The 11,296-nt window shown below is 65.9% G+C and carries 10 protein-coding genes; 5 read left to right on the top strand and 5 right to left on the bottom strand.

Annotated features, from left to right (window positions below):
• The first annotated feature begins 210 nt into the window (after positions 1 to 210).
• On the top strand, positions 211 to 387 hold the full coding sequence (locus AC4NN3_RS00555; protein ID WP_491925194.1) for a hypothetical protein: 177 nt from the start codon (positions 211 to 213) through the stop codon (positions 385 to 387).
• Positions 388 to 561: 174 nt separating this feature from the next.
• Here the strand turns inward: AC4NN3_RS00555 and uxaC are convergent, their stop codons facing one another.
• Positions 562 to 1,968, bottom strand: a complete 1,407-nt coding sequence (gene uxaC, locus AC4NN3_RS00550) for a glucuronate isomerase (RefSeq protein WP_491925193.1) — start codon at positions 1,966 to 1,968, stop codon at positions 562 to 564.
• Positions 1,969 to 2,218: 250 nt separating this feature from the next.
• On the opposite strand from uxaC, the gene AC4NN3_RS00545 reads away from it, so the two are divergent.
• From AC4NN3_RS00545 to AC4NN3_RS00530, 4 genes are all read left to right on the top strand, one after another.
• A complete protein-coding gene (locus tag AC4NN3_RS00545) occupies positions 2,219 to 2,350 on the top strand; it encodes a hypothetical protein (RefSeq protein ID WP_491925192.1) in 132 nt (43 codons plus the stop codon).
• A gap of 49 nt (positions 2,351 to 2,399) precedes the next feature.
• Positions 2,400 to 3,071 (top strand): response regulator transcription factor, encoded by a 672-nt coding sequence (locus AC4NN3_RS00540; protein WP_491925191.1) that lies wholly within the window; start codon positions 2,400 to 2,402, stop codon positions 3,069 to 3,071.
• 209 nt (positions 3,072 to 3,280) lie between these two features.
• Positions 3,281 to 5,749 (top strand): sensor histidine kinase, encoded by a 2,469-nt coding sequence (locus AC4NN3_RS00535; protein ID WP_491925190.1) that lies wholly within the window; start codon positions 3,281 to 3,283, stop codon positions 5,747 to 5,749.
• Between the two features lie 232 nt (positions 5,750 to 5,981).
• Positions 5,982 to 6,152 carry a hypothetical protein gene (locus AC4NN3_RS00530; RefSeq protein ID WP_491925189.1) on the top strand — a complete coding sequence of 57 codons (171 nt, stop codon included), beginning with the start codon at positions 5,982 to 5,984 and terminating at the stop codon, positions 6,150 to 6,152.
• Positions 6,153 to 6,274: 122 nt separating this feature from the next.
• On the opposite strand, the gene AC4NN3_RS00525 is transcribed toward AC4NN3_RS00530, so the two are convergent.
• From AC4NN3_RS00525 to AC4NN3_RS00510, 4 genes are all read right to left on the bottom strand, one after another.
• A complete protein-coding gene (locus AC4NN3_RS00525; RefSeq protein WP_491925188.1) occupies positions 6,275 to 7,822 on the bottom strand; it encodes a tripartite tricarboxylate transporter permease in 1,548 nt (515 codons plus the stop codon).
• Positions 7,823 to 7,837: 15 nt separating this feature from the next.
• On the bottom strand, positions 7,838 to 8,323 hold the full coding sequence (locus tag AC4NN3_RS00520) for a tripartite tricarboxylate transporter TctB family protein (RefSeq protein WP_491925187.1): 486 nt from the start codon (positions 8,321 to 8,323) through the stop codon (positions 7,838 to 7,840).
• On the bottom strand, positions 8,320 to 9,264 hold the full coding sequence (locus tag AC4NN3_RS00515) for a Bug family tripartite tricarboxylate transporter substrate binding protein (RefSeq protein ID WP_491925186.1): 945 nt from the start codon (positions 9,262 to 9,264) through the stop codon (positions 8,320 to 8,322). Before AC4NN3_RS00515 ends, AC4NN3_RS00520 begins: the two co-directional genes overlap by 4 nt.
• Before the next feature lie 95 nt (positions 9,265 to 9,359).
• Positions 9,360 to 11,264, bottom strand: coding sequence for a putative bifunctional diguanylate cyclase/phosphodiesterase (locus AC4NN3_RS00510; RefSeq protein ID WP_491925185.1), 1,905 nt, complete (start codon positions 11,262 to 11,264; stop codon positions 9,360 to 9,362).
• Positions 11,265 to 11,296: the final 32 nt, after the last annotated feature.

Here is an 11,296-nt window from a genome sequence, read left to right as displayed (position 1 = left end):
CAACTGGAACGCCTGCCTCCTGCTCTTTCAATATCGCAATGATCTGCTCTTCGGTGAACCTGGTTCGCTTCATCTCTGGTCCTTCTGATGGGGCCAGAGCCTACTTCAAACTGGATTAGGCGCAGGGGGCAACGTCACCCGAAAGGCTTGTTAAGCAGGCGCGGGCGCATGATGAGGGCTTGCAGAGGCAGGACCTGGGGAGGGCCTTCCATGACGAACCATGAGTTCAGTGACCCGGATGACGGGCGCGACAGCAGCAGGATCAGCAGCACCATGCCGGGCGGGCCGGGCCTGCTGCGCCAGCTGGGCAATGGCCTGGGCGGACTGGCCGTGCTGCTGCTGAGCGGGCTGATCCTGATGATCGTGGTGCTGGTGAAATCGCGGTAGGGGCGGCAGGCAGAGCAGGATGCCGGGGACGGACTAACGTCGCTCCCCCCCTGAAAAGGCCCCCACCCTTGATCCCTCCCCACAAGGGGGAGGGAGACGACTATCATCGCAGGCGCGACTGGCCGTAGGGGACGCCCTGCCCCCACAACTGACCGGCGGGGCTGCAGCGACAGTCTACTTGATGCGATAGGCGTCCTTGGCGGCCTGGTAGCTGAGGTGGCTGGCGAGGTCGCGCGCGGTGGACAGGGTCAGGCGATTTTCACCGACCCAGCGGCCGAGGAAACCACAGACTTCGCGGCGCCAGACGTCGTGGCGGGCGGGGATGGAGAGCAAAGCCCGCGTGTCGTCGTTGAAGCCGGCAAGATTGTAGAAGCCGGCCGTCTCCACCACCTGATCGAGATAGCGGCGAATGCCCTGCGGGCTGTCATGAAACCACCAGGGCGGCCCTATCATCAGGCTGGGCCAGTAGCCGGCCATGGGCGCCAGTTCGCGGGCATAGGTGGTCTCGTCGAGCACGAACATGATGAGGCGCAGATTGGGCTCGTTGCCGCAGCGCGACAGCAAAGCCCGCATACCATTGACGTAATCGGTGGTGCCCGGAATGTCGGCGCCCAGATCGGTGCCGCGTTCGGCCAGCAGCAGCGGATCGGTATTGCGGCGCGAACCGGCATGGATCTGCATGACCATGCCGTCTTCGACCGCCAGCAGGGCCATTTCGGTCAGCATCTGGGCGCGGAACAGCTCGGCGTCTTCGGGCGTGTGGCGGTTGGCGAGAACCCGGTCGAGCAGAGCCTGCTTTTCCACCAGCGGCAGGTCGGCGGTATTGGCGCTGGGCACGCCATGGTCGGTGGCGACGGCGCCATATTGGCGGAAATAAGCGCGGCGGTTGCGATGGGCATTGATCAGCCCGGCCCAGGAGGACACATCCTCGTCGGCCAGTTCGCCGAATCTCAGCAGGTTTTCGACGATGGCGGGACGGCTCGGATCGGTGACGTCATCGGGGCGATAGGTGGTGCGGACGCGGCCGATATAGCCATCAGCTGCCATCTTCTGGTGATGCGGCAGTGTATCGAGGGCGAATTCCGTCGTGGCGATGACTTCCACCTTGGCGCTGTCGAGCACGGCGCGGGGCAGCAAAGCCGGCGTGGCCAAAGCGGCGTCGATGCGATCATAGATGGCGTCGGCGGTGGCAGCAGAGAGCTCTTCCTCGATGCCGAACGTGCCGTGCAGCGCGTGATCGACCCAGGTCTTGGAGGGGGTGCCGGCGAAAAGGTAATAGTTGGCGGCAAAGAGGCGCCAGGCATCGCGGCCCTGGGCGACCGGCCTGCCATCCTTGCGGGGGACGCCGAGGTCGTCATAGCTCAGGCCGCGGCTGCGCAGCATGCGCAGGACATAGTGGTCGGGCGTGAGGAAGAGGCTCGCCGGATCGGCAAAGCGCTGGTTGTTGGCGAACCAGGACGGATCGGTATGCCCATGCGGGCTGATCAGCGGCAGGTCTTTGACACCGGCATAGAGGTCGCGCGCGATGGACTGGGCGGGCTCGGATGCGGGCAGCAGGCGGTCTGGGTGCAGATGGGTCATGGCGTTTTCTGCCATGATCCGCGGCCGGAATCAATCATCTTCCATACAAGATCAAACTGTGTGCCCTTTTATGTAAATTAACCCCGTTAAGAGGATCGCATTCGTCGCCGACGGAAGCGGGATTACCCTCTGCAAACGGGGTGAGAAGAGCGCAAAGCGGCGACCCACGAGCACGCCGATCCATGACGGATCGGAAGGCAGAGGGACGATTGCGATGGCACAACTGGACATTGAGCATGCGCGAGACGGAATGAGCCACACGCGGCTGCAGGCGCGACAGGCAGGCTATGTGCATCACGCACAGATCATGCTGGTGGCGGCGAGCCTGGCGGCGGCCGGCATCGTGGCGGTTGCCGCGACGATGATGACAACTCTGCTTTAGACAGAACGTCTGCATGTAACTAATGTGCGGCCGGGGAGAGCCGGCCGCCATGCGTATTCTGCTTGTTGAAGACAATGAAGACCTGGGCGAGGCGATCGAGAAGCGCCTGCGCAGCGCCGGCCATTCGGTAGAATGGGTGCGCGACGGCAATGACGTCGTGCCCACCGCCGAGGGCGACGACTTCGACGCGGTGGCGCTCGACCTGATGCTGCCCAATCGCGACGGCATCAGCCTGATCGCCGAATTGCGCCGGCGCAAATTTGCCGCGCCGATCCTGGTCATTACCGCCCGATCGGAAATCGACGACAAGGTGAGCCTGCTCGATCTTGGCGCGGACGACTACCTGGTCAAGCCGTTCGACCTGCGCGAGCTGGAGGCGCGCTTAAGGGCGCTGATCCGGCGCACCGGGGGGCAGACCACCAGCACGCTGGCGGTGGGGAACCTGGAAATGGACCTGGCCGGGCTCAATGCCAGCGTCGCAGGGCGCTCGCTGGAGCTGGGGCGGCGGGAGTTCAGGCTGCTGGAAATCCTCGTCACCCATGCCGGCAAGGTGGTGCCCAAGGAGCGGCTGATGAACCAGCTGTTCAATTTCGACGAGGCGGTATCGGTCAATGCGCTCGAGCTGCATATTTCGCGGCTGCGCAAGAAGCTCGAGCCGGCCAATATCGAGATCGGCACGGTGCGCGGCGTGGGTTATGTGGTGCGGGCGCCGCATGGCTAGAGACCGCTTGGAAACTCTACTGCGCCGGCCAACTGTCGGCGTTTTCTCCGCTTCCGGTGCTCACGTACACATGTACGCTGCGCTCCGGTTCTCGAAAACACCGACATTTGACTCGCCACAGCGAATTTCGAAACGGTCTCTAACCACGACCACCGCGCAGCACCTGCCCCCTTGCGGGCAGGGTGCCCATCGCGATGGCGGAGGCACCGATGCCGGTCGGTAAGTCCTTTTCCATCCGCCGGCGCATCCTGGCGCTGGCCCTGGTGCTGCTGCTGGCGGCGGCGGTGGTGTTGATCGTGTTCATCCGCGACTATGCCGAGCGCTCGGCCGACCGGGCCTTCGACCGGCTGCTGGCGGCCTCGGCGCTGACCATTGCGGGGGCGGTGCAGGTGGAGGGCGACACGGTGATCGTCGAGCTGCCCTTTGCCTCGTTCGGCATGTTTTCCGGGCGCGACCGGGTATTTTACGCGGTCGAGACGCCGGGCGGCGCGGCGGTGACCGGCTATGCCGACCTGTCGGCCGAGCTGCCGGAGCTGACTGCGGCCGGGCCGGTCTTTACCGATACGATGTATCGCGGCGAGCTGGTGCGGGTGGCCAGCGTCGGGCGGCTGACTTCGTCGGGCGGCGACGCGGACTGGGTGACCATCCATGTGGCGGAAACCCAGAGCGAGCGCGAGGCGCTGGCGGCGGAAATCCTGGGCAATGCCATCGTGCCGGTGGTGGCGCTGACGCTATTGGCCATCGGTCTCGTCTGGTTCGGCATCGGGCGGATGTTTGCGCCGCTCGATCAGCTGGAGCAGGAACTGCGCGGGCGGGCGCCCGATGACCTGTCGCCGGTAGACCTGCCGGTGCCGGTTGAGGTGAGCCAGCTGGTGAGCGGGCTCAATGCCTTCATGAGCCGGCTGGGCAGCGCCATGGAGCGGGTGACGGGGCTGGTGGCCGAGGCGGCGCATGAGGTGCGCACGCCGCTGGCCTCGCTGCGGGCGCAGGCGGAGGTGGCGATGGACGAGCAGGACCCCGAGGCGCTGCGCCGAAGGGTGAGCCGCATCCATCAGGGCGCGGTGCAGGCCAGCCAGCTGGTGAGCCAGTTGCTGATGGAAGCCACCATTACCCATCGGCTGGAAAACCAGGAAAGCGACGCCACGGCTTTGGGCGCGGTGGTCGAGGAGGTGCGGCAGCGGCTGGACCCGGACCAGGCGCGGCGGCTGGTGGTGGCGATGGACCCGGTGGCTGCCGAGGCCGCCATCCGCGGCGACCGGGTGGCGCTGCGCGAAATGGTGCGCAATGTGGTGGACAATGCCCTGGTCTATTCGGATGGCGTGGTGGAGGTGGATGGCAGGGTGAAGCAGGGGATGATGACACTGGCGGTGCGCGACCGCGGCCCCGGCATTGCCGATGGCGAAAAGGGGAGCGTGCTGGAACGATTCAAGCGCGGAACGGCGAGCGGCAGCACGGCGGGATCGGGGCTGGGGCTTTCCATCGTCAAGCGCGTGGTTGAAGCCCATCGCGGCGCGTTGCGCCTGCTCGACCGGCCCGGCGGCGGGCTGGTGGTGGAAATCGACCTGCCGACCGTTGGCCGCAATCCCAAGGCAGAGCAGATGCGCAAGGCGCTGGGGAGCCTGTCGGCACTGGTGGTCTGCCTGATGCTGGCGCAGCCGCACGAGGCACAGGCGGCCGCCACGACCTATCCGGCGCGCGATGGCAGCAGCGACAGCGTGCTGACCATTGTGGGGGTGACCGACACGCCGCTCTTCGCCCAGTTCATCGCTGGCTTCCAGGGCCTGCATGGCGATGTGACGGTGGTCTATGAGGAGACCGACTCGCTGCCGCTCTATGAGCGCTATCTGGCCGGCACGATGGACCCAAAGCCGGACCTGCTGATCAGTTCGGCGGCCGACCTGATGATCAAGCTGGCCAATGACGGCCATGCCATGGCCTATGAAACCCCGTTTCTGGGCGCCCTGCCCGACTGGGCGCACTGGCGCAACGAGGTGTTCGGCTTCACCTTCGAGCCGGCGGTGATCATCTACAATCCCGACCTGATCGCGGCCGAAGAGGTGCCGCGCACGCATCTGCGGCTGGCCGAAATGCTGGAGAGCCAGAGCGAGCGCTTTCGCGGGCAGATCGCCACCTATGACATCGCGCTGAGCGGGGTGGGCTATCTGCTGGCGGCGCAGGACCAGGTGATCTCGTCCAATTTCTGGCGGCTGGCGGCGGCCTTTGGCCGGGTGGAGGCGCAGTTCAGCGGCTCGAGCCCAGCCATCCTCAATGGCGTGGCCGACGGGTCGCTGGCGCTGGGATTCAACGTGCTGGGCTCCTATGCGTTCGGTCGCAAGGCGGGTGGCGCCAATATAGAGATCGTGGTGCCGGACGACTATGTGCTGGTGCTGACGCGCGCCATGCTGATCCCGCGCGATGCGCCCTTTCCCGAACTGGGCAAGGACTTTGTCGATTTCGCGCTGTCGCCGGCCGGGCAGGCCATTGCCGCGGGGCAGACAGCGCTCGGTGCCGTGGTCAGCGGCACACGGGGAGAATGGACCAGCGAGACCATCGCCGCGCAGGGGCGCGGGGTGATCCAGCCGATCGCGCTGGGACCCTCGCTGATGGTATCGCTCGACCAGCAGCGGCGGAAGCGGTTCCTGGATACCTGGAACGAGATCGTGTCGCCCGGCCGCTAGACCGCAGCAGGGCGAAGCGGGCCGGGCAGGCATGCACCAAATGCATGAACAAGGCGAAAACGGCATAAATCATGCATTGACAACCACTTTCGATGGCCGGACGGGACCATATTGCAGCCAGCGCATGGCTGAGGTGCCATTTAGGCCCTAGTATAGCGGGCCGCATGGGCCCATCTGTCTAGTCATGAAAGCGACCCGGCAATTCGGTTGGGTCTTTTGAGGAACCGGACAAATGAGCACCCCCCGCAAGTCATTCTTTGCGACCCTTGGCACCTTCGTTGAAGTGTTTGGCAGCGCTGCTGCCGTCTCCAACGCCGTCGAGGCCGGCCGTGCTCCCAAGGCCCGGCACCTGAAGTCCCTCGGTATCGATGCCGACGCTTTCCGGTCGATCGGCAGGCTCTAAGTCTCCCGGCAGCGGGACGCGTCTCCTCCGAGGCGTCCGGCGCCGAGCCCGCCATCCGACAAAAGAAAGCCCGGGTACCCTTGATAGGGTGCCCGGGCTTTTGTCTGTCTGGTCCGGCCAGACTAGTCTTCGTCGCTGGCCAGCTGGCCGAGAACGCCACCCTGTCCGCGCAGGCGGAACCAGAGCGGGACCAGCACGGCAGTGGCGGCCAGCGTATAGAGCACGATGGCGATGGGCGAGTGCACAAGGGTGCTGAAGTCACCCTGAGAGATGGCCAGGGCCCGGCGCAATTGCTGCTCGGCCATGGGCCCCAGAATCAGGCCGACGACCACCGGGGCAATGGGATAGCCGAAGCGGCGCAGCAGATAGCCCAGGATGCCGAAAGCGAGCAGCAACAGCAGTTCGAAGGAAAAGCGGATGCCGAGGAGGTTGCCCGACACGGCGCCATTGGCGCCCAGCGTGCCGAGCGTCGCAAAGACCAGGATGCCGCCATAGAGCCATGGCCGGGGAATGGTCAGCAGCTTCACCCACAGACCGATCAGCGGCAGGTTGAGCACGATCAGCATCAGATTGGCGACGAGCAGGCTGGCGATCAGCGCCCAGACCAGGCCGGCATTGTTGACGAACAGGAGCGGGCCGGGCTGCAGGCCGAACTGCTGGAAGCCGGCCAGCATGATTGCCGCCGTCGCCGTGGTGGGCAGGCCCAGGGTCAGCAAGGGCACCAGCGTGCCGGCGGCGGAGGCATTGTTGGCGGCTTCGGGGCCGGCCACGCCTTCGATGGCGCCATTGCCGAATTCCTCGGGCCGCTTGGCGAAGGTCTTTTCGGCGCTATAGGACAGAAAGCTCGCCACATCGGCGCCGCCGGCGGGCATGGCGCCGATGGGAAAGCCGATGGCGGTGCCGCGCAGCCACGGAATCCAGGAGCGCTTCCAGTCTTCCTTGGTCATCCAGACCGAGCCCTTGACCGAAATGACCTCCTCCTTGGCGAGGTGGCGATCGGCGGCCATCTTGAGGGTCTCGCCAATGGCAAAGAGGGCGACAGCCAGGGTGGTGACCTCGATACCGTCGAGCAGATCGGGAATGCCGAAGGCCATGCGGGTCTGGCCGGTCTGCAGGTCAATGCCGATAATGCCCAGGCCCAGGCCGATGAACAATGCCGTCAGGCCGCGCAGGGCAGAGTCGCCAAAGGCGGCGGAAACGGTGACGAAGGCCAGCACCATCAGCGCGAAATACTCGGCCGGGCCGAAGGACAGCGCGAACTTGACCACCCAGGGTGCGACAAAGGCCAAGGCCAGGGTGGCGATGAGGCCGGCGACGAAGGAGCCGATGGCGGCGGTGGCCAGAGCGGGGCCGCCGCGGCCCTTGCGGGCCATCTTGTTGCCCTCGAGCGCGGTGACGATGGAGGCGCTTTCACCGGGTGTGTTGAGCAGGATGGAGGTGGTGGAGCCACCATACATGCCGCCATAATAGATGCCGGCAAACATGATGAGCGAGCCGGCCGGATCAAGCTTGTAGGTGACGGGCAGGAGCAGCGCCACGGTGAGCGCCGGGCCGATGCCGGGGAGCACGCCAACGGCAGTGCCGAGGGTGACGCCGACCAGGGCATAGAGCAGGTTCTGCCACTGCAAAGCGGTCAGCAGGCCCTGGGCGAGAAGTCCGAAAGTATCCATGGCGGCAGCTTCCGATCAGGGAATGAGGCGTTCGAGCGGACCGGCGGGCAGCGAGAGCTGCAGGCCCTTGGCAAAGGCGAACCAGACGAGGAAGGCAAACACCGCACCGATGGGAATGGTCTGCCAGAGCGGCCCGCGCCCGAAGGCCTTGGCCGTAAAGGCGAACAACACACCGGTGGCGATGGAAAAGCCGGCGGTCGACATCAGCAGCATCTGGGCCACGAGGCCGCCGACAATCCACATGATGGGCTGGTAATTATCGGCCTCGCGGGGCGGAAAGCCACCGCGCAGCGCCGAGAACACCGTGCCGACCGACAGCAGCAGCAGCCCGGCGGCGATGATATAGGGGAAAACCGTGGGTCCGACCCGGGCCTGGATGGGCGGCACGCGCATCTGGCTGGTCTGCCAGATGATGACGATGGCGATGGCGGCCAGAATGGCGGCGATGAAAAGCGCCGCCCCATCGGGGCGGCGCGAGAGGTTGGGTTCGCCAGAGGTCACTGGACCAGCCCGATGTCTTTCAGGATGGCGGCCGTGGCTTCGGTATCGGCGGCCAGCTGGGCGGTGAATGCGTCGCCGGCCAGGTAGGTATTGACCCAGCCCTTGGTTTCGAGCGTGGCCTTCCAGGTCGCCGAATTCACCATCTTCTCGATGTCGGCGGTGATGGCGGCCTTCTGCTCGTCGGTGATGCCGGGGGCAGCGGCGACCATGCGCCAGTTCTGCAGCGCCATGTCGACGCCGGCTTCCTGCAGGGTCGGGGCATCGACACCGGGGATGCGGGTATCGCTGGACACGGCCAGCAGGCGCAGTTCACCGGCAGCGATCTGGCCGGAGAATTCCGAATAGCCCGAAATGCCGACGGTCACCTGGCCACCGAGCAGGGCAGCGAGGGCTTCGCCACCGCCAGAATAGGCGATGTAGTTGATGGTGGTGGGGTCGACACCGACGGTCTTGGCAATCAGGCCCGCCGTGATGTGATCGGCGCCGCCAGCAGAGCCGCCAGCCCAGGATACCGAACCGGCATCCGCCTTGAGCATGGCAATCAGGTCATCGAGGGTCTGCAGCTCGGAAGCTGCGGGGACCACGATGACCACGGCTTCGCCGGTGAGGCGGGCGATCGGGGTGACCTGGTCAAGGGTGACCGGCGAGGCATTGGTGAGAATGGCGCCGACCATGACATAGCCACCGACGATGAGAGCATCGGGATTGCCGGCCGACTGGTTGACGAACTGGGCCAGGCCAATGGTGCCGCCAGCACCAGGCACGTTGGTGACCTGCACATTGCCGGAGATAGCCTCGGCCTGCAGGGCCTCCTGCATGGAGCGGGCGGTCTGGTCCCAGCCGCCGCCGGGCGCGGCGGGCGCCATGATGGTGTAATCGGCGGCGAAAACCGAAGTCGCGAGTGCGCCGGTGAGCAGCGCAGCCAAGAGCAGCTTGTTCATAAGTCCTCCCAAAGAATCCGGAACGTCGTTGCGTTCGTGGGAGGACCATAGACCCCGCTCCCTGTCACCGTCCTGTCGCGGACGGCCCTGCAGGATCAGGCGGAGCGCTTGTTGGGCTGCCCGGGCTTGTCGCGCAGATCGACCTTGTCGCGCTGTTGGGCGAACACGGACAGCAAATGGGTGGTGTCTTCGGTGGAACAGGGCCGGGAGAACAGGAAGCCCTGCCCCAGCTTGCAGCCGAGCTCGGCCAAGGCATTGGCCTGGGTGGACAATTCGATGCCCTCGGCCACCACGGTCATGCTGAGCTTGCGCGCCAGCTCGATGATGCAGCCGACAATGGCGGCGCTGGCGGCATCACTGCCGAGGCGATCGACGAAAGACTTGTCGATCTTGATGACATCGACGGGCAGGCTGAGCAGATGGGTCAGCGAGGCAAAGCCGGTGCCGAAATCGTCGAGCGCCACCAGCACGCCGCGGGCGCGCAGGGCCCGCACCGTTACCGGCACCTGATCGCTGCCCCCCATGAAGACGGCCTCATTGACCTCCAGCGCGATGTGATGGAGCGGCACATCGACCCGGCCGAAGGTCTCGACGATGCGCTGTTCGAGGTCGCCGCGCAGGAAATCACCGGAGGTGACGTTGATGCCGACATGCTGGACATCGATGCCCAGGTCGAGCCAGTAGCGAATGTCGCCGGCGACCTGGCGCAGGACCTGGCCAGTCAGCTGCCAGGCAATGCGCGGATCGGCAAAGGCGGCGTGGAACTCACCGGCGCTGGCAATGCGGCCATCGGGCATGCGCATGCGGGCGAGCGCCTCAAGGCCGATGATCTCGGCGGTGTCGAGCCGCACCACGGGCTGATAGTGCACCAGGATGCGCCCCTGGCCGAGGGCGAGGTCGACATCGCGCACCATGCGGGCGCGTTCGAGCATGGAGGTGCGCAGGTCGGGCGTGAAGCGGACATAGCCGCCGCGGCGGGTTTCCTTGGCGTGATAGAGGGCGAAATCGGCGTTCTGGCGCAGGGCGTCGCCATCGGTCCCGTCGGGGCCGTAGAGGGCGCCGCCGAGCGTTACATGGGGATCGATGGTCTGGCCGTCCGCCTCGATCAGGCCGCGCACGGCGCTGATGACCAGATGGGCGGCGTCGGCCAGGCAGGTGGGCGTGCCGCAGCCGGGCACCAGGACGGCAAATTCGTCGCCGCCCAGGCGGCAGGCCACCAGATCGGGATGGGCGCCGGCAATGCGTTCAGCGATGGTGCGGATCATCAGATCGCCGAAGACGTGGCCGACCGTGTCATTGACCACCTTGAGGTGATCGATATCGATGAGCAGCAGGCCGAAAGGCACCCCGGCCGCGGCCGCATGAGCCAGCATGTGGATGAAGTTGCCGCGATTGGCCAGGCCCGTCAGGGCATCGAAATAGGCCAGGCGATGGTTGCGCTGGCGACCCTGCTCGTGGTCGAGCGCCAGGGTGCACAAGTGCAGGCAGGTCTGGACGATGTCGCGTTCCATGACCGAAGGACCGCGACTGGTGCGATAATAAAAGGCAAAGGTGGCCACCACCAGGCCATCCCTGTCGCGGATGGGGCTCGACCAGCAGGCGCGCAGGCCCAAAGGCTGCACCAGGGCACGGTAGTCATCCCAGAGGGGATCGGTGGCGATATCGGTGACCAGTACCGGCTCGTTGCGCCAGGCCGCGGTGCCGCAGGAGCCAGCCTTGGGCCCGATGGCGGCCCCATCGACGGCAGCGGAAAAGGTCGATGGCAGGCTGGGCGCGGCGAGCGGATGGACCAAGCCCTGCGCATCGACCGCCAGCAGGGTGCAATGGGTTTCCGGCGCCAGGGATTCGGCCCGGCGACACAGCAGATCGGCAATGGCGATGAGCGGCTCGCCGCGGGCCACCGCTTCAAGGACTTCGGTCTGCAGGTGCAGCAGCAATGCACTATCGGTGACCATGTGGTTCCACTCGCCGGTCGCAACGCATTCCAGACGCTGTTCCACCACGCCTCATGAAGCGCCCAGTGTGCGCCATA

Source organism: Devosia sp. MDV22-iso42, from assembly GCF_058629155.1.
The sequence above is the reverse complement of the archived record's forward strand: the minus strand, read 5'-3'. Positions and strand labels throughout refer to the sequence as shown.